The organism is Croceibacter sp. (assembly GCF_002716225.1).
GTDB lineage: Bacteria > Bacteroidota > Bacteroidia > Flavobacteriales > Flavobacteriaceae > Croceibacter > Croceibacter atlanticus.
Map to the genome: position 1 here is coordinate 445,420 of NZ_PAZX01000013.1, position 20,221 is coordinate 465,640.

At 33.7% G+C, this 20,221-nt stretch carries 21 protein-coding genes; 19 read left to right on the forward strand and 2 right to left on the reverse strand.

The features are described from left to right. Positions 1–218: 218 nt before the first annotated feature. The 19 genes from CL818_RS11845 to CL818_RS11940 all read left to right on the forward strand — a co-directional run bounded on the left by CL818_RS11845 (position 219) and on the right by CL818_RS11940 (position 17,580). A complete protein-coding gene (locus CL818_RS11845; protein WP_286973143.1) occupies positions 219–1,616 on the forward strand; it encodes an anthranilate synthase component I family protein in 1,398 nt (465 codons plus the stop codon). 27 nt (positions 1,617–1,643) lie between these two features. After that, positions 1,644–2,213 (forward strand): anthranilate synthase component II, encoded by a 570-nt coding sequence (locus CL818_RS11850; protein ID WP_286973144.1) that lies wholly within the window; start codon positions 1,644–1,646, stop codon positions 2,211–2,213. Positions 2,214–2,293: 80 nt separating this feature from the next. Next, positions 2,294–3,289 carry an anthranilate phosphoribosyltransferase gene (trpD, locus tag CL818_RS11855; RefSeq protein ID WP_013187039.1) on the forward strand — a complete coding sequence of 332 codons (996 nt, stop codon included), beginning with the start codon at positions 2,294–2,296 and terminating at the stop codon, positions 3,287–3,289. Positions 3,290–3,291: 2 nt separating this feature from the next. Then, positions 3,292–4,074, forward strand: coding sequence for an indole-3-glycerol phosphate synthase TrpC (gene trpC / locus CL818_RS11860; protein WP_272973464.1), 783 nt, complete (start codon positions 3,292–3,294; stop codon positions 4,072–4,074). A 4-nt stretch (positions 4,075–4,078) separates the two neighbouring features. Further along, on the forward strand, positions 4,079–4,750 hold the full coding sequence (locus CL818_RS11865; RefSeq protein ID WP_272973463.1) for a phosphoribosylanthranilate isomerase: 672 nt from the start codon (positions 4,079–4,081) through the stop codon (positions 4,748–4,750). A gap of 57 nt (positions 4,751–4,807) precedes the next feature. Beyond that, a complete protein-coding gene (gene trpB, locus CL818_RS11870) occupies positions 4,808–6,001 on the forward strand; it encodes a tryptophan synthase subunit beta (protein WP_272973462.1) in 1,194 nt (397 codons plus the stop codon). 222 nt (positions 6,002–6,223) lie between these two features. Beyond that, positions 6,224–6,907, forward strand: coding sequence for a hypothetical protein (locus CL818_RS11875; protein ID WP_272973461.1), 684 nt, complete (start codon positions 6,224–6,226; stop codon positions 6,905–6,907). 173 nt (positions 6,908–7,080) lie between these two features. Continuing rightward, positions 7,081–7,743, forward strand: a complete 663-nt coding sequence (locus tag CL818_RS11880) for a hypothetical protein (protein ID WP_272973460.1) — start codon at positions 7,081–7,083, stop codon at positions 7,741–7,743. Between the two features lie 1,700 nt (positions 7,744–9,443). Next, positions 9,444–10,175, forward strand: a complete 732-nt coding sequence (locus CL818_RS11895) for an SDR family oxidoreductase (protein WP_286973148.1) — start codon at positions 9,444–9,446, stop codon at positions 10,173–10,175. 662 nt (positions 10,176–10,837) lie between these two features. Beyond that, a complete protein-coding gene (locus CL818_RS11900) occupies positions 10,838–11,437 on the forward strand; it encodes a DUF6624 domain-containing protein (RefSeq protein WP_286973150.1) in 600 nt (199 codons plus the stop codon). 719 nt (positions 11,438–12,156) lie between these two features. Then, positions 12,157–12,540, forward strand: a complete 384-nt coding sequence (locus tag CL818_RS11905; RefSeq protein WP_272973453.1) for a VOC family protein — start codon at positions 12,157–12,159, stop codon at positions 12,538–12,540. Positions 12,541–12,751: 211 nt separating this feature from the next. Then, positions 12,752–13,054 (forward strand): ArsR/SmtB family transcription factor, encoded by a 303-nt coding sequence (locus CL818_RS11910; protein ID WP_013187021.1) that lies wholly within the window; start codon positions 12,752–12,754, stop codon positions 13,052–13,054. Positions 13,055–13,098: 44 nt separating this feature from the next. Then, entirely contained in the window at positions 13,099–13,368 is a 270-nt protein-coding gene (locus tag CL818_RS13610) for a CBU_0592 family membrane protein (protein WP_013187020.1), read from the forward strand. A gap of 11 nt (positions 13,369–13,379) precedes the next feature. Beyond that, positions 13,380–13,982: a short chain dehydrogenase gene (locus CL818_RS11915; RefSeq protein ID WP_272973452.1), complete on the forward strand. Its 603-nt coding sequence runs from the start codon at positions 13,380–13,382 to the stop codon at positions 13,980–13,982. Positions 13,983–14,297: 315 nt separating this feature from the next. Beyond that, on the forward strand, positions 14,298–14,675 hold the full coding sequence (locus CL818_RS11920; RefSeq protein ID WP_272973451.1) for a DUF2200 domain-containing protein: 378 nt from the start codon (positions 14,298–14,300) through the stop codon (positions 14,673–14,675). A gap of 122 nt (positions 14,676–14,797) precedes the next feature. Continuing rightward, complete coding sequence (locus CL818_RS11925; RefSeq protein ID WP_013187017.1) at positions 14,798–15,058, forward strand: hypothetical protein; 261 nt, start codon at positions 14,798–14,800, stop codon at positions 15,056–15,058. Between the two features lie 34 nt (positions 15,059–15,092). Then, positions 15,093–15,623 carry an adenylosuccinate lyase gene (locus CL818_RS11930; protein WP_272973450.1) on the forward strand — a complete coding sequence of 177 codons (531 nt, stop codon included), beginning with the start codon at positions 15,093–15,095 and terminating at the stop codon, positions 15,621–15,623. Between the two features lie 60 nt (positions 15,624–15,683). Beyond that, positions 15,684–16,328, forward strand: a complete 645-nt coding sequence (locus tag CL818_RS11935) for an NAD(P)H-dependent oxidoreductase (protein ID WP_272973449.1) — start codon at positions 15,684–15,686, stop codon at positions 16,326–16,328. Positions 16,329–16,386: 58 nt separating this feature from the next. Further along, a complete protein-coding gene (locus CL818_RS11940; protein WP_286973154.1) occupies positions 16,387–17,580 on the forward strand; it encodes a DegT/DnrJ/EryC1/StrS family aminotransferase in 1,194 nt (397 codons plus the stop codon). A gap of 7 nt (positions 17,581–17,587) precedes the next feature. Here the strand turns inward: CL818_RS11940 and ribB are convergent, their stop codons facing one another. Both ribB and CL818_RS11950 read right to left on the reverse strand, forming a co-directional pair. Next, positions 17,588–18,736: a 3,4-dihydroxy-2-butanone-4-phosphate synthase gene (gene ribB, locus CL818_RS11945; protein ID WP_013187013.1), complete on the reverse strand. Its 1,149-nt coding sequence runs from the start codon at positions 18,734–18,736 to the stop codon at positions 17,588–17,590. 35 nt (positions 18,737–18,771) lie between these two features. After that, a complete protein-coding gene (locus tag CL818_RS11950; RefSeq protein ID WP_219359690.1) occupies positions 18,772–20,220 on the reverse strand; it encodes an LptF/LptG family permease in 1,449 nt (482 codons plus the stop codon). Between the last annotated feature and the right edge of the window lies 1 nt (position 20,221).

Consider the following 20,221-nt stretch of genomic DNA (forward strand, 5'->3'; position numbering starts at 1 on the left):
GTACGACGTATTTTAAGTTTACATAGGAATCTTATCTTAAAATTATCTAAAATAGTTTTAAAACATTATAATCCTGAGTATATTTGGCGCATATTATGAAAGCAAACAATACATCTTGGTGGTGGAACAACTCTAGACAATAGTCGTGAGCCACGCTTAGTATGTAAATACAATACCAAAAGCCTGTCGTCACGACAGGCTTTTATTTTTTTATACCTATGTACAAACTTAAAACTTACAGCACTAAAATACTTGCAGACACTATTACACCAGTTTCTGTATACCTAAAAGTTAGAGATCGTTTTCCTAACAGTATTTTATTAGAAAGTAGTGATTACCGAGCAAATGATAATACATTTAGTTATATATGCTGCAACCCGATTGCTTCAATAAATATACAAAATGAAGAAATTACCAAACAGTTTCCAGACGGCACAAAAGAACAGTCTTCAATAAATAAGACTACTAATGTCCCACTAGAGATTGAAGCATTTTCAAAATTATTTGATGCAGAAACTTCTGAACATAAGTTCCCAAATAATGGCCTTTTTGGTTACATTGCTTATGATGGAGTGCGTTATTTTGAAGATATAGACATTGCTAAGAAAGCTAATAACTTAGAAATACCAGATATTTATTACGCGGTATACCAAAACATTATTGCCTTTAACCATTTTAATAATGAGGTTTACATATTTGCGCATTGCTATAATACAGACAGTAACTTAGAGGCTATTGAGCAACTACTCAGAACAAAGAACTTTGCATCTTTCAATTTTAAGAAAGATGGTGAGGTTACCACAAATATTNCAGATGAAGATTATAAAGCCTTAGTAAGAAAAGGAAAGGANCACTGCCAACGTGGTGATGTGTTTCAGATAGTATTATCTAAACGCTTTTCTCAAAAATTTAAGGGAGATGAGTTTAACGTGTATCGCGCCTTAAGAAGTGTAAATCCGTCACCTTATCTATTCTATTTTGATTATGGTGATTTCAAGATCTTTGGAAGTTCTCCAGAGGCACANCTNGTGGTAAAGGAAGGNAAGGCAGAAATACATCCTATTGCAGGTACATTTAAGCGTACTGGAAATGATGAACAGGATGCAGAACTTGCTAAAAAATTAAGTGCCGATGAAAAAGAAAATGCCGAACACGTTATGTTGGTAGATCTTGCTAGAAACGACTTAAGCAGAAATGGAAATAATGTTACTGTTGAAACGTATAGAGAAGTCCAATTCTTCTCTCACGTTATTCACCTGGTAAGCAAAGTTACTGGACAAAAGCACGACAAAACGAGTACNATGCAGGTTGTTGCAGATACTTTTCCGGCAGGAACACTTAGTGGTGCACCAAAACATAATGCNATGAAACTTATTGAAAGCTATGAAAAAAGCAGCAGAGAGTTTTACGGTGGCGCCATTGGNTTTATGGACTTTAAAGGTAACTTTAACCACGCCATTATTATTAGAAGTTTTTTAAGCAAGCACCACGAATTACATTTTCAGGCTGGCGCAGGAATTGTGTCTGAAAGTAATGAAGAAAGTGAATTACAAGAAGTGTACAATAAATTAGGAGCTTTAAACAANGCTTTAGAAACCGCAGAACGAATTCTTTAAAAGAAGTATTTAGATTAATTACTACCTATGAAAAAAATAGTCGTTATAGATAACTACGATAGCTTTGTTTACAATTTGGTGCACTACCTAGAAGANCTAGATTGCCAAGTAACAGTACTAAGAAACAACCAATTAAATATTGANGACTTAGCAGCGTATGACAAGATTTTACTATCGCCAGGACCAGGAATTCCAGATGAAGCTGGTCTTTTAAAAGACATTATAAAAACCTATGCTGCTACCAAGCCTATTTTTGGTGTATGCCTAGGCCAGCAAGCCATTGGCGAGGTGTTTGGCGGCAAGCTTACCAACCTTAACAATGTNTTTCATGGTATTGCCACNAATGTAACTTTAACNGTAACNAATGAGCCACTTTTTAAGGGCTTAAACTCTACATTTAAAGTAGGCCGCTACCATTCTTGGGTCGTTTCTAAAGAAGATTTNCCAGATGCTTTAGAGGTTACCAGCTTAGATGAAAACGGACAAATNATGTCTCTAAGACATCGTGATTTTGATATTTGTGCCGTNCAATACCATCCAGAAAGTGTCTTAACACCAGACGGAAAAACNATGATTAAAAACTGGGTGAATAGTTAGAAANAAACATCCTTATCAACCTATAGANAATTACCACTCAANACCAAGCAGACCAATNGCAAATTCCTAATAGTAATTAGATGAAACAACTTTTAAACAGACTCATAAACCACGAAACCATTACCAAGCAAGAAGCACGAGATGTGTTGGTAAATATTTCTGAAGGCAAATACAACAGCAGCCAAATTGCATCTTTCCTAACGGTGTATATGATGCGAAGTATAACTGTTGAAGAGCTGGAAGGTTTTCGAGATGCCCTACTCGATTTATGTATAGCTGTAAACTTAAAAGACTATAATCCTATAGACCTTTGTGGTACTGGTGGCGATGGTAAAGACACATTTAACATCTCTACACTATCATCTTTTGTAACGGCTGGCGCTGGTGTTAATGTCACTAAACACGGTAACTACGGAGTTTCATCTTCTTGCGGAAGTAGTAATGTGATGGAACATTTAGGAATAAAATTTAGTAATGACACAGATTTTTTAAAACGCTGTATAGACAAGGCAGGAATTTGTGTGTTACACGCACCTTTATTTCATCCAGCGATGAAAGAAGTGGCACCAATACGCAAGGCATTGGCGGTAAAAACATTCTTTAATATGTTGGGGCCAATGGTAAATCCTGCATTTCCTAAAAATCAACTTGTGGGTGTATTTAATTTAGAGCTGGCAAGAATGTACGGTTACCTGTACCAAAAAACAGATAAGAATTTCACTATTTTACATGCTTTAGATGGTTATGATGAAATTGCCTTAACAGGTACTACAAAAGCCATAAGAAATGATACAGAGCTTATGCTAAAACCATCAGATTTTGGTGTGCAGCCATTAAAGGCAGAACATATCTCTGGCGGAAACTCTGTAGCAGCATCTGCAAAGATATTTATGGATGTTATTTCAGGACGTGGTACAGAAGCACAAAATAACGTAGTTTGCGCCAACGCAGGAATGGCCATTGCCACTGCAAAACATTTAAACCCCAAACAAGGATTTGAGTTGGCTAAGGAAAGTTTAGAGTCTGGCAAAGGTCTAAATGCTCTAGAAACCTTAATAACACTAAGTAAAAACTAAGTATGAAGACCATTTTAGACGATATAATTGCAAATAAAATATCTGAACTTAATTTAAAAAAGCAAGTTGTTCCTGCTAGCCAGTTTGAGAAAATGGCATTGTTTCACCGCAAGACTGTATCTATAACTAGTGCAATACGAAACGGTTCTGGCATTATTGCAGAGTTTAAAAGACGATCTCCGAGCAAGCCTGCCATAAATATGAATGCTCGCGTACAAAATGTAACCTTAGGCTATCAAGAAGCTGGTGCAAGTGCCATTTCTGTATTAACAGACAATAAATTTTTTGGTGGTTCTTTAGATGATCTTTTGTTAGCAAGAGCAAGTGTGACCATACCTGTACTTCGTAAAGATTTTATTATTGAAGAATACCAAATATTAGAAGCAAAGGCCAATGGCGCAGATGTTATCTTACTTATAGCTGCAGCATTACGAAAGCAAGAACTTAAAAACCTGTCTAAGTTTGCACAATCTTTAGGATTAGAGGTTCTCTTAGAAGTTCACAATGAAGAAGAGTTAGAAAAATCTCTATTACCATCTGTAAACTTATTAGGTGTAAACAACAGGAACCTAAAAACTTTTGAAACCAATATTAATACCAGCAAAGAACTGTCTAAACGCATTCCTAATGATTTTGTACGTGTTTCTGAAAGCGGTATTAGCTCCCCAAAAACAATTACAGAATTAAAGGCATATGGGTTTGAAGGGTTTTTAATTGGCGAACAGCTTATGAAAACCAATTCGCCTTATGATGATACTAAAACATTTATAGACGCTATAAACTAACACTATGAGTTTGGCCCTAAAAGTTTGCGGAATGTTACACAATACTGATGAAGTAGCAAGGCTTCAGCCAGACTATTTGGGCTTTATCTTTTATGAAAAATCGCCAAGATATGTATCGCATTCGCATATTGAAAGTTTACTGCCAGAGTCCAACAGTATAAAAACAACTAAAAACGTTGGTGTTTTCGTAAATGCTTCAGTAGATTTTATAATTAAACAATGTAAGGCCTTCAACTTAAATGTCATTCAGCTTCATGGCGAAGAATCTGTAACATTTATCAAGTCGCTCACTGCTGCAATACACTCAGACCACTCATTACAACCTTTAAAACTCTGGAAAGTATTCAGCATAAAAGATCATTTTAATTTTGATGTTTTAAAAGATTTTGAAGCTTATGTAGATGCATTTTTGTTTGATACTAAAGGAAAAGACAAAGGTGGCAACGGTTATACATTTAACTGGTCTGTTTTAAAAGACTATCAAAGTACTACCCCAATAATTTTAAGTGGTGGTATTGGTATTGAACATATTGAAGAGTTAAAAGCCCTTTTAAAACTAAAGCTACCCATTACTGCTATTGATGTAAATAGCAAGTTTGAAGATAAACCAGGCTTAAAAAATATAGAATTACTAAGCAGGTTTAAGGAACAACTAAAAAAAGAACAACTAATATAATGGCGTGCAAACGTTTTGCTAATAAGCAGTAGTTTGGCGCCAAGCAACACAATACAAATGACAACAACACAATCTTACCAAGTAAACGAAAAAGGCTATTATGGCGATTTTGGTGGTGCCTATATTCCAGAAATGCTATATCCCAATGTAGAAGAGTTACGCTCTCAATATCTTAAGATTATGGATGATGCCGACTTTAAAGCAGAGTTTAAAAAACTGCTTAAAGATTATGTGGGCAGGCCAACACCTTTATATTTTGCAGAGCGCCTTTCTAAGCATTACAACACAAAGATTTATTTAAAACGTGAAGATTTATGTCATACAGGAGCTCACAAGGTAAACAATACTATTGGGCAAATCCTTATGGCTAAACGTTTGGGTAAACACAGGATTATTGCAGAAACCGGTGCCGGACAACATGGTGTGGCAACAGCTACCGTTTGTGCACTTATGGGATTGGAGTGTATTGTATATATGGGCGCTATAGATATTGAGCGCCAAGCACCAAATGTGGCACGTATGAAAATGTTGGGCGCTACGGTAATACCAGCAGAGTCTGGCAGTAAAACCCTAAAAGATGCCACAAATGAAGCCATAAGAGATTGGATTAACAATCCTACAGATACGCATTATATTATAGGATCTGTAGTTGGGCCGCACCCATATCCAGATATGGTGGCACGTTTTCAAAGTGTGATATCTGCAGAAACCAGATTACAGTTACAAGAAAAAGAAGGTACAGAATTGCCAGATCACGTTGTTGCTTGTGTTGGTGGCGGTAGTAATGCGGCAGGATTATATTATAACTTTTTAGATGAGCCTAGTGTAAATATTATAGCTGTTGAAGCTGCTGGAAAAGGAGTAAACTCTGGAGAAAGCGCCGCAACATCTGCCTTAGGTAAAGAAGGCATTATACACGGAAGCAAAACACTTTTAATGCAAACCGATGACGGGCAAATTACTGAACCCTACTCTATTTCTGCAGGCTTAGACTATCCTGGCGTTGGACCAATGCACGCACACCTTTATAAAAGTGGCCGAGCAGAATTTATAAGCATTACAGATGAAGCTGCTATGAAAGCAGGTTTGTTTCTTTCTAAAACCGAAGGCATTATACCAGCTATTGAAACCTCTCACGCACTTTCTATTTTTGAAACTAGAGCCTTTAAGCCCGATGAGATTGTTGTGGTAAACTTAAGTGGTCGTGGTGATAAAGACTTAAATACCTATATAGATTATTTTGGCTATTAACACCTACAAGCACAACACTTAATAAACACTAGGTTAACCTCATCATTTTGATGAGGTTTTTTTATGTTACCAAATACCAATTAAAAACGACTATTCCCATTTGGAAACATTTATAAGTGTTTGTAAATGGCTTTAAATGGGTATTGTTTTGAAAGCCTTATATTTAATCCTTAAAATGCATAATTGAGTATAGTTACGCATATAAACGAGTTGTAAAACATTATGAAAGAATCTTATCGCATAATCACAATATCTATCCTTTTACTTGGAACAAGTTACAATCTATCAGCACAGGACATTATTGAGAAACTATCTAAAAAATTATGCAAGTGTATTGAAAAACAAGAAGTGAAAAATGCCAATGAAATTGGACCTTGTTTTGAGGATTTGCTGATAAATAATTGGAAAGAAATCAAAGAACATTATAAAGCAGAAACAATGGAAGACATCAATATGGAAGAAGTCGGAAATAAAATCGGCGCTAAAATGATTAAAGAATGTCCTTATGTTTTAGATAACTTTCCATCTGGTGTTGTTGGAGACAAAGAAAAAGTTGATAAACAACCAGATTTGAATTGCGAAGATTTGAAAAAAGGAGACTTCTATTATCTGACTGAAAGACCAGAAAGCGGAATCGTGGACACAACGTTTGTTACTATATCAAATGATATGTTTTTGGAACGTATGAAAAGCGGAAAAACCTACTCTCTTCTGAATATAAAATGGAAAGAAAATTGCGAGTTTGATTTACTTTTTAAAGAAAGTAATGACCCAATGAAAAAGGAATTTAGTAAAAATGGAGATGTCTATGAATATGAAATATTAACTAATAGTAGTGAATCTGTTTTCCTAAAAACCACTTGGATGGACAGAAGCTATCAATTTGAACTAATAAAAATAAAATAACGTTTTACAACAACGGCTATAGTTCATTACGGCGGAATTTCCTATCGGAAATTCCCTGTGTGTTTGCTATCTTTGGTTTACGGCGGAATAGTTCTGCCGAACCATTCCGCAACGAAACCATAGCCAAGACCGTTGTGGGCAATTTAAACCAACTGCCATAAGATAAATACTGAATGAAGAAAATTTTATTAATACTACCCTTTTTTCTACTGACTATTCTGAGCTGTAAAGCGCAGGATAAAGAACCATCCGATTTTATTCCCAAAGGTTATACTGAATTTAAAAAATATTCTGGAGACCTAAATAACGATGGATTGGAAGATTGTGTATTGATAATTAAAAAGACTGATTCAGCAAATGTTGTTATAAATCGGTTCGACAAAAAAGTTGACAGAAATAGGCGTGGAATTATTGTGTTATTTAAAAACGCAAACGGTTATGAACTTGCTGATAAAAATTTAGAATGTTTCTCATCGGAAAATGAAGATGGTGGAGTCTATTTTGCGCCTGAATTATGGATTGAAATTAAAGACAACAAATTATATATCCATTATGGACACGGCAGGTATGGATATTGGAAGTATACATTCAGATTTCAAAAATCAAATTTTGAACTAATTGGATATGATTCAAGCAGTAATCGTGGACCAGTAACAAACAGAGAAACAACCATTAACTTCTTGACAAAAAAGAAATTAACCAAAGAGAATACCAATGAAAATGCAGAAGGTGGAGATGAAAAATTTAAGGAGACTTGGTATAGTATTGAAATAGATAATCTAATTAAACTGTCTGAAATAAAAGATTTTGACGAATTAGATATGTATAACTTTTAAATAATAAACTACCCACAACAATGGCTATAAGTAATTGCTTGTTCTCGCCTACTTATAAAAACCCTCACAGATTTTATATTCGGTTTGTATTTGCTAAATTAGGTACTTAAACACGCCACTAATCATACACAAAACCGTTACGTATAAAAACCATATCCAATGAAAATAATATCAAGTTCTGGAAAAGGAAATTTTAAACTAATCAAGAATGATGATGAGGTTTGTGAATTGGTTTATACTAATTGGTTTTCAGAAAAAGCCAAAGCAGTATTAAACGGAAACAACATTGAGATCAAGCCAAAAAATATTTGGACAAGTAAGGTCGATATTTTTAAAAACAAAAGCCAGATTGGAGACATTACCTTTAATCTTAAAGGTCATATGGTTATTAGNCTAGAAAAAGAGAATGGAAAAGAATTTAACTATTTGTTGAAAAACAAAGCGAAATGGAAANTAAGATTTGAGGTTTTTAACGAATCTGAGGCACATCANTTTTCACTAAATTCAGTAAATAAATGGACGAAATTAAATTATGATTATGATGTTGAAATGNCTGACTACAATTCTGAATTTGAAATTGAGGAACTATTGATTTATTGTGGTTATGCAGCAAACTTATATTTGGCAATAATTAGTGCTGTTTAAAAATCAGAAATCACTACACCTAACCTGAGTATAAGTGGTTTTTTGTTCCCACATACTTATATGTATTCTCACAGGTTTTCAGATTACTGTGTGTTTNCAAAGTTAGCCGTATTGNAATTAATAAATATACAGGCANCCTAAACATGTAGNACTTTTAATCACTAATTACGCTTATACTTGACTATTAACAACAAAAAACCAAATCCAATGAAACTTAAATTTAATCATTGCGCACGATTTCAATTTAATAACTTAATGGTCATTTCAACCATTTTTATGGTTCTTTTAGGCGTTTCTTGTAAGGAAGAAACCAACTCGGCTAAAACCACAGAAAGTGAGTTAATACTAAAAATTAACGCTGTACAGGAACANGTGATGGCGCAAGGAACTATGACTGAAAAAGAGGAACAGGCTTTATTAAGTTTATGTAGNATCGTATCACAAGAAGATGGTATGGCTATCTATACTTCAGACGATAGTATTATATTGAAAGATGTAGACATTGCACCAGTTTATAATGGTTGTGAAGAACTTTCTATAGAAGACACAAGAGATTGTTTTAATACTAAAATATCGACATTTATTAAGCGTGAGTTTAACTTGAGTGTTTCTAAAGATTTAAATCTTTCAGAACCAAAACAGGTAGAAGCCTTTTTTATAATCAACGAAAATGGAAAGTTAACTGGTATGAAAGTGAGAGACTCAGAAGTAACCGTTCAGGCAGAAATCTTAAGAGTGCTTAGAAAAATACCTGTAATGAAACCTGCTATCCATAATGGAGATCCTGTTTCTGTAATATGTTCCATCATAGTAACCTATGGTAATAATATAGATGTAGATGTTGTTTATATTCCCGAAAGACCAGAATAATCTTTAATACTATCNACTAAAAAAAGCCAGCAACCTATTATAAAGAATTGATAGTTCTCGCCTATTACCGATAATCCTTTCAAATATTCTTTTGGTTTATATTTATTAAATTAGTTATATAAATTGTCAACGTATGTCATAAATACAGTTGCGTGTATTTTAAAACATTAATTTAAATAGTGTATATGGAAATTAAAGATAAGGTTGTAGTAATTACAGGTGCCAATGGCGGTATTGGAAGTGCAATAGCTAGAAAACTTGATAAAGAAGGCTGTTTTTTAGTGTTAGCTGCCAGAACTATAGAATCCNTNACAGATTTAAAGAAAGACTTAAAGACCAATTACCTAGAAGTAGAAATGGATGTGGCAAATANCAAGAGCGTTTCAGACGCCTTTACCACAATTTTAAANANGGTTGAAAGCATAGATGTTCTGNTAAATGTTGCTGGAGTAATGCCTCTTACATACTTAAAAAATCTTCACTTAGATGAATGGCTCAATACCATTGAGGTTAACGTTAAAGGTATTTTGAGAACACTTCATGGCGCACTACCAAGTATGAAAAAACAAAACAAAGGACATATTGTAAATATTGCCTCTGTTGATGGTAAAGAACTTTATAAAGGTGGTGCAGTTTACGGAGCATCTAAAGCTGCTATTATTGCACTTTCTCGCGCAATGCGTATGGAGCTCTCTCCAGAGTTTAATATCAAGGTAACATCTATCGAGCCTGGAACGGTCGACACAGACCTGAGAAACGATATTACAGATACAGAGCTTTTAAATGACAAGGATTACGGTGGAGATGAGCCTATGTTGCATCCAGAAGATATTGCAAGAGCCGTTTTGTATGTNATTTCAGAGCCAGACCAATCTAATATTAACCAACTNACTATTAAACCTACAGGTAAATCCTAAGGTTAAAATATAGGCATCAGCTAAAGTTTTAAGTGTATTAAGTATGAAAAAAACCATCGTTTTAATAGTGTTAATACTGGGTGTTTTTAGCTGTTCAAGTACCAAAACAAATTCAGACAAAAAAAAAGGAGTAGGTGTTAAANAAAAAACGCAAAATCCAAANACACCTTATATTTATAAAAACGGTTATTTAGATTATAATATACAACCTAAGCTAACGGTCATTGAAAATGATTCAACTTATATAAATGAATTAAAATTTAACGCAGTTTTTACAGCAATGTACACTAAGAAACTGATGTTTGACAACTTTGGAAAATGGGATAAAGAAATTAGACCAAATAATGAGAGACACCCTATTTTAATTTGGGAAAGAAAGAAGTTATTTGAAAATGATAATACATTATATAGCATTGCTGCAAGTGGTGAGGAAACATGGGAAGAAATCTATGCTTCAGTAATTGTGTATGATAATGAAAATNAGGANTGNCTTTCANAAACCTACACTAAAAAAGACGCCTTAATAAATTATTTTTCAGACGGTATTAAAAATTTAAAAACAGANAATACATTTTATGATGTGTATTGGGACATGGTAAATGCTCCTAGATAATTAGAAAAGCGGTTNACACCATAAGATTTACAAGTTATACTATAGCAGAATGGACTACAGCCAAATAGCCAAAACAATTATTGCTCTTAAAAACAACGATCTGGAATTTCGTAAAAAACTAATTAAGCGTGGGCAACTTGGAAAGGGTTACAATAAAGAGATGGCACAAATTCACAATCATAACGCAACTATTTTAAATGAGATAATTGATGAGATTGGCTACCCAACAGAACAGAATGTTGGTAAAGAAGCAAATGATGCAGCTTGGCTGATAATTCAACACGCCATAGGACAACCTAACTTTATGAAAAAGTGCNCCAGACTNCTANAAGTTGCTGAGCGTAAACACAAAACTNCATCAAAAAAATTGGCGTACTTAACAGACCGTATTGCTGTTTTTGAAAATAAGCCACAACGCTACGGCACTCAGTTTGATTGGGACCAAAATGGAGAATTAAACCCTAATCGTTTTGATGATTTGGAGAAAGTAAACAAAAGACGAAAATCTATAGGTCTTAATAGTATTGAAGAACAAACGGAACTTATAAGGCAACAGGCTAAAAATAACAATGAAGANCCTCCAAANGACTTTGAAAAACGAAAGCAAGAAATTGAAACTTGGAANAGAACCGTTGGNTGGATAACTTAAATACCTNTANACAACTACGTATAACTGGTAGTATCAAACTCAAAANTCAGAACTTTTGAATCATAGATTTTNTAATAAAACAAAAATTGANCAACAAAGTATTTTAACCCTAATAGCCATTCGCGCACTTACAATTATAGCGGTATCAATTATTATAGCAGTCTACACAGGTATATACCTTATAGGCATAGTAACGTTTGCAATAACCTTGTCTATAATTGCACCGTTCTTTGATATGCCTTCACTAAAAAGTAGTGGTAAAATTGTTTATTATTCACCATTATTCTTAGCCGAAAAACCAAAGAACAATCTTACCAAAATTCACGGAGGTACTTTATTCGATTATTATTTTGTTATNGACAGATCTTTAAACGGAAAACAAAGAACAGATTTTATNATCCAACAGTATTTAAGTGGCCTTTTAGCTTTTATTGAAAAACACAAAACTAATAAGCAAATGAAAGTTAGAGGAACAAGCTACATTATAAATAAGCGAACAGCAGAAAAAATTGGCTTTAAGGTTGTTGAAACTAATATGCTTCAAAAAATAATATTAATCTATANTTATTTTAATGTAATGGTTTCAAATTCAATAGCAAAAAACAAATTGGCATTCCCAAAATTGAGCAATACAAAGACTTTTGAAGCAGATATTGGGCAACTGCTAGCAAAAAGAGACTACATAAAGACCTTAAGCAACACATTAAAATAATTAACAAATGATAAATTTTACTTTTAACCACATTGCACTTTCAGTAAGAGATGTAGATGAGTCTGTTGCATTTTACCAAAAGGTTTTTCATTTTAAAGAAATAGAAAACACCGCTTCTAACTCTAAAACAAGATGGTTAACAATTGGTAATGGGAAACAGCTTCACTTAATACCGCGTCCAGATTTTGAAATAAAAATTAATAAAGCTGTACATTTTGCGTTTTCAACAGCGGATTTTGATGCTTTTATCACATACTTAGAGGATATAAATATCACCTATTCAGACTGGAATGATATACCAAACAAAGTGTATATTCGACAAGATGGTATTAAGCAGATTTATTTTCAAGACCCAAACGGGTATTGGCTCGAAGTAAATAATGACTGTTAGTTAAGTTGGTTAGCATTAACACAACATAAGTTTTAGATGTGATTATCGAAACTAAATGACTTATGGCAAATTTTAAACGCATAAAATATGATAGACTCTAAAACCTTTAGTAATCAATCGGTATTACTTCTAAAAAAATATGCGTAAATAAAATTAAACAAAAAAGTACTAATCATTTTTACATATCGAGAATTATAGATATATTTGCATTATGAATTTAAGGATCGCAACAGAAATTGGCAAATGCTTATCTAATAAAATTAGATTTCAAATACTGGAGTGGTTAAAAGAGCCAGAAAAGCATTTTCCTCCACATGAAACATTAAAGCATTTTAATGATGGTGTTTGTGTTACTTACATTCAAGAAAAAACTGGTCTGTCACAATCAACCATTTCAACATACCTTACAAATATGGAAAAATGTGGCCTTCTCATTTCTACAAGACATGGCAAGTGGTCCTATTTAAAAAGAAATGAAGCAACAATTAAAGCGTTTACAGAATATTTGACATAAAAAAATTTAATATATCATATTGATATATTGCAATATAACAAAGTATGAGATTGCTTATAGATATTTTAGGATGGTCTGGCTCGGGATTAATTATTCTCGCATATGGCCTTACACTTTTGGAAAATAAAAAGTATTTAACCTTCGGTAAATACTTAAATCTTCTGGGTGGCCTTTTAATTGCAATAAACTGTTATTACTACAATGCAATACCTCCTTTTGTAACTAATTTACTTTGGAGCGTTATTGCAACATTAACTATATACAAATCAAGACATAAAAAAAAGTATTGTAATAAAAATCAATGTTTAACTTAATAAAAATAACTATGAAAATTTTAATTATAGGAGGTAATGGTACAATTGGCAAACCTGTTGTTGCTCATTTTAAAGAACAAAATGAGGTATTAATTGCTGGTAGAAGTAGTGGAGATATTACTGTAGATATTGCAAACAGCAATTCTATTTCAAAAATGTTTCAAAACATTGGAAATGTAGATGCTATAATCTGTATAGCTGGAGAAGCCAAATGGGCTAATTTTAATGAGCTTGAAGAGGAAGACTACCACATAGGTTTAAACAGTAAACTCATGGGACAAGTTAACCTTGTTCGTATAGGACAGAATTACCTAAATACAGGTGGCTCTATTACATTGTCAACAGGTATTTTAGCAGATGATCCTGTTGTAAAAACAACTAGTGCCGCAATGGTAAATGGTGGCATACACAGTTTTGTAATGGCAGTTGCCCTCGAAATTGAAAACAACATTAGAGTTAATGTTGTGTCTTCTGGAATGGTAGAGGATGCATATGAAAAATACAGAGACTATTTTCCAGGACACAACCCAATACCTATGAAAAAGGTGATTAATGGATATGTAAGAAGTGTGAACGGAAAAGGTAACGGTGAAATAATAAGAATTTATGACTAAGTTAAGTATATGATATATTATCAAAGTATCCTTAGATTTCTTTCAGGACAATCGTATTTCCTAATCAGAATTTAACAAGAATCATCTGCTCTTAAAATCTGTAGGTTCAGTTTTATTCTTACTAGTTTTAATGATATTCTTATTGTGTTAGGCAACGCTGTTTGGTAACGTTATTTAAAGAGTTTTAACTCAAATATAGAAAGGTGAAGTATCAAAAATAACATCTTACTTATGTATTTGATAAGCTTTTATTAAATTACAACTCTAACAACTGTCTAACACATTAGTGTATTATTAGCGTTTAAAACATAAAAAATGAAGGTCACTACAGAAAAAAATGAGAAAGTTGCCAAAATGGTATTTGCTACCATTTATCCTCTTTACCTCAATAGGTTAGAAAAAAATGGTAGAACAAAAGAAGAGTTTCATAAAGTTCTAACTTGGTTTACTGGATATACCGAAGATGAATTACAAACCCTTATAGACCAAAAAGCGACGTACAGAACACTCTTTGAAAACGCTAAAATACACCCAAACGCTCACTTAATTAAAGGCGTTGTTTGTGGCTACCGTATTGAAACTATAGAAGATGAGTTTGAAATATACAAACAATGTAGACGTATGGAAAAGCTAATTGATGAATTGGCAAAAGGTCGTAAAATGGAAAAAATATTACGCGAAGAGAAAAAGTAGGGTTCTCTTATAATGCGAGTATTTTAAATTCCTAACGGATTTCATATTCAGATTAATTTCTTAATTTAGAGGCACTAATCACTGTATTACATTTAGCAGTAAACAGTTTAAATTTTGCCCCTATGACACAGTTATCTAAATTAAAATCTGAATTAGAATTATACGCTCAAGAAAAGAATCTTACCGAGTTGCAAGTTGTTGAGAAGTTAAACGCATATTATTTCAACAAAAAAGTAAATGATAATTTAAAGCTTTATAAAAAAGGAAAGAAAAAAGTGAGCGCTATCACAAAAGACCTAAAAATCTCTCCGCGTAAATTTTATGCTATACTAGAGGAAAAAAACATTCCTCATAAAAAATACAACAAGACAGCATCAAATTAATAGCCTTCAATTGCATCTAACTTAATTCTATAACGTGATTACTCTTGCCAACATTAACCATAGTAAAGACAATCGCGAACAAATTGCCACATACTTAATTAATCACCCTAAAGACATTAACCTGTATTTAGCCATTTTAAAAGCAAAGACTGTAAATGACTATTTTAAGGCAGCTTGGGCCTTAGAGTTTGTGTCCAGAATATCTTGCACTACACTGCTACCCTATTTAGATGAACTTATATCTTTAGCTAAAGAAGAAACTGCAGACCAAGCTATAAGACCGTTTGCCAAAATTTTTGAAACATTTGTATTAAAACATTACAAAAAGGAGCTTACCCAACCATTAACCAACTCACAACTTGAATCTATTTCTGAGCAATGTTTTGATTGGTTAATTACAAAGCAGAAAGTAGCTGCAAAAGCATATTCTATGACCACGTTGTACAAATTGGGCTCAACCTTTAGCTGGATTCATCCAGAACTTAAATTAAATTTAGAAGCTAATTTTAATGAAGGCTCTGCTGCATTTAAAGCACGTGCAAGACATATTTTAAAAAAACTATAACTGCTTTAAAATTCTTAGAACTTCTCTTTTTCATACCTTACCTTTACAAAAAGACAGGTTATGAACACATCTTTATCTACCAAACAATTGCAATGGCGCTATGCCACAAAAAAGTTTGATTCAGAACAAAAGATTTCAGAACAAAAGTTAGATATCATAAAGGAAAGCTTTAACCTTACCGCAACGTCTTATGGCTTACAGCCAATAAAACTCATTGTAGTGAGCAATAAAGATATACAAGAATCTTTGGTGGCTCAATCTTGGAACCAGAGGCAAGTTGCAGATGCCTCTCACCTACTTATTTTCTGTATAGAGAAAAAGCTAAGTGCTGAATATATTAAAACGTATTTTGAACGTGTTAAGGATATTAGAAACACGCCAGATGAAATCATAAAACCTTTTCAGAAGTTTTTAATTGAAGATTTTGAGGCAAAAACAACCGAAGACATTCAAACTTGGTCTACAAACCAAGCCTATCTTGCTATGGGCAATCTATTAACCATTTGTGCTTTAGAAGAGATTGATGCTTGCCCTATGGAAGGTTTTAAGCCTGAAGAATATGATAAGATTTTAGGACTAGACAAACAGAACTTAAAATCTGTTTTAGTGATGCCAATTGGGTATCGTGCAAAAGATGATATGTTTGCGAGCTTTAAGAAAGTGCGTCGCCCAATGGAAGAAACAATTATCGAAATAATAAAATAAACACTTAATTACAAGGTAAACAGGCGTGAATAAGTTTACCTTAAAATGAAATATACTTATGCCAGGATTTGAAGTTTTTGGAGAAGAAGAACGCAAACATGTTCAAGATGTATTAGACAGCGGTATTCTTATGCGCTATGGTTTTGATGGTATGCGTAACGGCCATTATAAAGCCCAAGAATTTGAGCAAAAGTTTGCAAAGCTTATGGGTGCAGAATTTTGCCAGATGACCTCTAGCGGTACGTCTGCATTAACAGTTGCCTTGGCTAGCGCTGGTATTGGAGCTGGAGATGAAGTTATCATACCTACGTTTACTTTTGTTGCCACTTTTGAATCTATAATTGCTTTAGGTGCTGTGCCTGTTCTTTGTGACATAGACGATACGCTTTGTTTAAATCCAGAAGCTGTAAAACAAAAAATTACCCAAAATACGCGTGCCATAATGCCTGTACATATGTGTGGCTCTATGGCAGACTTAAATCCACTTAAAACAATTTGCGAGGAGAACAACCTCATCTTGCTCGAAGATGCTTGCCAAGCAATTGGCGGCACATATAATGGCAAACAATTAGGAACAATAGGAGATTTAGGCTGTTTTTCTTTCGACTTTGTAAAAACTATTACTTGTGGTGAAGGTGGCGCTGTGGTTACCAACTCTAGAAGCTATGCTGAAAATGCAGACAAGTATCAAGATCACGGTCACGATCACGTAGGGAATGATCGCGGAGCAGAAACACATCCATTTTTAGGATACAATTACCGTATTTCAGAACTTCACGCTGCAGTAGGCTTAGGCCAATTAGAAAAATTTGATGATGTACTTAAAAAACAAAAACAGTATTATACAATCTTAAGAGAAGAACTACGTAGTATTCCAGAAGTAACATTTAGACGCGTACCTCAAGATGGTGAAGAAAGTCACGCTTTTTTAAACTTTTTCTTACCAGACGAAGACACTACCAGAAAAGCCCATAAAGCAATCTCTAATGCTGGCGTAGATGCCTGTTTTTATTGGTTTGATAACAATTGGCATTATTATAAAAAATGGGAACACTTAACAGAACAAAAAACTTTAGGAAGATTACCATCTGATGTAAGAGCTAATTTACAAGATTTTAAAACCACAGACTTTTCTGCAAGTGATGCCTGGATGAGTAGAACAATTTCATCTTTAATTAAAGTAGGCTGGACCGAAGATGAAATGAAACACCGAGCACAACAACTAAAGCAAGTAATTTTATCTGTATTATAACGACCTTTTAGTACGTTACATAATCTAAAATTTCTAGACCATAGCCTATCATACCAACACGTTTTTGTTGGGTGCTGTTAGACAGTAAGTTTATTTTATGAATACCAAGATCGTGAAGAATTTGCGCTCCAATACCAAAATCACGCTGATCCATCTGTATTGGAGGCGCCTTAACTTCTCCTTCTTTTTGGCGCGCTTTTAACTCAGACAATCTATTAAGTAAATTAAGCGCTTGAGATTCTTGATTTATAAAGACAATAGCTCCTTTTCCAGCTTTGTTAACAGCCTTAAACATATCATCTAACTTCTTGTCTGCATTATTTGTAAGCGTTCCTAAAATATCATTATTAACTAATGTAGAGTTTACTCTTACTAATACAGGTTCATTTTCTTCCCAAGTTCCCTTAGTTAACGCTAAGTGCAACTGGTCGTTTGTAGTTTGTTTATACGCTCTTAATCTGTAAGACCCAAAACGGGTTTCTATCTCAAAATCTTCTTTCTTTTCAATTAAAGAATCGTGTAGCATTCTATATGCAACAAGATCTTCAATAGACACTAGTTTTAAATCGAAACGTTTGGCTACCTCAACAAGTTGTGGTAACCTAGCCATAGTACCGTCTTCATTCATTATTTCAACAATCACACCTGCTGGTTGAAATCCTGCAAGCCTCGCAAAATCTATAGCTGCTTCTGTGTGACCGGTACGTCTTAAAACACCGCCTTCTTTTGCTTTTAATGGAAAAATATGGCCTGGTCTGCTAAGGTCATAAGGTTTAGTTTCACTTTTAATTAAAGCCTGAACTGTTTTAGCTCTATCTGATGCTGAAATTCCAGTAGTTACACCTTGTCCTTTTAAATCTACAGAAATAGTAAAAGCTGTTTCCATAGGATCTGTATTGTTCCCAACCATCATATTAAGGTTAAGTTCACTACAGCGTTCTTCAGATAGTGGTGCACAAATTAAACCTCTTCCGTGCGTTGCCATGAAGTTTATCATTTCTGGAGTTACCGCTTCGGCAGCTGCTAGAAAATCGCCTTCATTTTCACGATCTTGATCATCTACCACAATAATAACTTTGCCCGCTTTTACATCTGCAATAGCTTCTTCAATAGTATTAAGGGTAATGGTTTGTGAAAGTGTATCTGTCTCGCTCATGACTTCGTTTAAATTAAGCCACAAAGATAAGAATACTAGTCTTGAACTTGTTTCTTAGAGAAGTTTTTCTTGAAGAATGCCACAACTGGATGAAAAAATGTACCGATACTAAATAAGCCTTGGTCGGTTGTAGCTCTGTATGTGAAGTAAACTCCCAACGGAAGCATTATTATGGTAGATAACCAAGTAGCAATAAATGGACTAATACTACCATCTTCTGCACTATTCTTGGCAAAAATACCTATAAAGTGATATGTTAAAAATAATAATATAGCAATAACCATAGGTAATCCCATACCACCTTTTCTAATAATTGCGCCTAAAGGTGCGCCTACAAAAAAGAGTATAAAACAAGCAAATGCCAACACATATTTTTCATGTAAGGCAATCTCGTATTTGTTAAGTTTTATGTTTATCTGCTTTAAGCTGTTTTCTCTTGTATCAATTAAATTTCCTACGTTGGTCATATTATTAAATGCCAAAGTAACTACTCTTAGCTTACCTTCTAAATCGTATTCATCTAAAATTGTATTGCCTACTAAAGCTCTAACTTCTGTGGTATCTTTTTCTAACTCTAAAAAGGTATTCACGCCTGCTCTACTTGTTACATCTTGTCTTAAGACCTCTAAGTTTTTATTATAATTAACAGATACAGAGTCTAAGGTATATTGCAGCTCAGATATTTTAAGCATGTTACTACCACCAGTGTAATTTCTGTCTTCCATATCAACATTATTTAACGTTGATAAATCTACATTTATAGCATACTCCTTAAAGTAACTCTTAGCAAAAGGTTTTTTCTGAATTTCTTTAGGATCGTTAGATTGTATTTCATCATAATAATTACCATCTCTTAAGACCAAGCTTAACACATCTGAACCTTCACTACTAATTAACTCACCTTTATTGGCTTTAATAACGGTATAATTTCCAGCGCGTTTTTCGTTTTTCTTATGTATGATGACATCGGTTAAGTATTGTCCTCTATCTCCAGATTTTTCACCAACCTTTATATTTATATCGCCTATTTCATTAAACATACCTTCAGAAATTGCAGCTGCAGGTTTAAGCTTTGCAATATTCTTTCTTAGGTTAACAAATTCAAACTCTGCTCTGGGTATAACGTTATTAGCAAAGAAAAATGCAGTAATACTTAGTGCTGCAATAAATATAATTAAACCACGCATAGCTCTCTGAAGAGAAATTCCAGAAGATTTCATTGCAGCAAATTCATAATTTTCTGCAAAATTACCAAAGGTCATTATACTCGTAACCAAAATGGTTAGTGGTAAGACCAATGGTATTAATTTAGGCGCGACAAAACTTAAAAGCTTAAGTATGATAAAGCCATCTAATTCTCGACCAGCAAGTTCAGAAATATAAAGCCACACACTTTGTAATATCATAATGAACATCAAAATGACAAATACGACCACAAAGGTCTTTATGTAGCTGGAAAGTATGTACCGATCAAGTATCTTCAAC

What these genes read in the sequence shown, in the direction of transcription:
- CL818_RS11925 (WP_013187017.1), top strand. Translation starts at nt 14,798, where the DNA reads ATGACACAGTTATCTAAATTAAAATCTGAATTAGAATTATACGCTCAA.
- CL818_RS11905 (WP_272973453.1), top strand. Translation starts at nt 12,157, where the DNA reads ATGATAAATTTTACTTTTAACCACATTGCACTTTCAGTAAGAGATGTA.
- trpB (WP_272973462.1), top strand. Translation starts at nt 4,808, where the DNA reads ATGACAACAACACAATCTTACCAAGTAAACGAAAAAGGCTATTATGGC.
- CL818_RS11920 (WP_272973451.1), top strand. Translation starts at nt 14,298, where the DNA reads ATGAAGGTCACTACAGAAAAAAATGAGAAAGTTGCCAAAATGGTATTT.
- trpD (WP_013187039.1), top strand. Translation starts at nt 2,294, where the DNA reads ATGAAACAACTTTTAAACAGACTCATAAACCACGAAACCATTACCAAG.
- CL818_RS13610 (WP_013187020.1), top strand. Translation starts at nt 13,099, where the DNA reads ATGAGATTGCTTATAGATATTTTAGGATGGTCTGGCTCGGGATTAATT.
- CL818_RS11910 (WP_013187021.1), top strand. Translation starts at nt 12,752, where the DNA reads ATGAATTTAAGGATCGCAACAGAAATTGGCAAATGCTTATCTAATAAA.
- CL818_RS11875 (WP_272973461.1), top strand. Translation starts at nt 6,224, where the DNA reads ATGAAAGAATCTTATCGCATAATCACAATATCTATCCTTTTACTTGGA.
- CL818_RS11865 (WP_272973463.1), top strand. Translation starts at nt 4,079, where the DNA reads ATGAGTTTGGCCCTAAAAGTTTGCGGAATGTTACACAATACTGATGAA.
- CL818_RS11940 (WP_286973154.1), top strand. Translation starts at nt 16,387, where the DNA reads ATGCCAGGATTTGAAGTTTTTGGAGAAGAAGAACGCAAACATGTTCAA.
- CL818_RS11915 (WP_272973452.1), top strand. Translation starts at nt 13,380, where the DNA reads ATGAAAATTTTAATTATAGGAGGTAATGGTACAATTGGCAAACCTGTT.
- CL818_RS11935 (WP_272973449.1), top strand. Translation starts at nt 15,684, where the DNA reads ATGAACACATCTTTATCTACCAAACAATTGCAATGGCGCTATGCCACA.
- trpC (WP_272973464.1), top strand. Translation starts at nt 3,292, where the DNA reads ATGAAGACCATTTTAGACGATATAATTGCAAATAAAATATCTGAACTT.
- ribB (WP_013187013.1), bottom strand. Translation starts at nt 18,736, where the DNA reads ATGAGCGAGACAGATACACTTTCACAAACCATTACCCTTAATACTATT.
- CL818_RS11880 (WP_272973460.1), top strand. Translation starts at nt 7,081, where the DNA reads ATGAAGAAAATTTTATTAATACTACCCTTTTTTCTACTGACTATTCTG.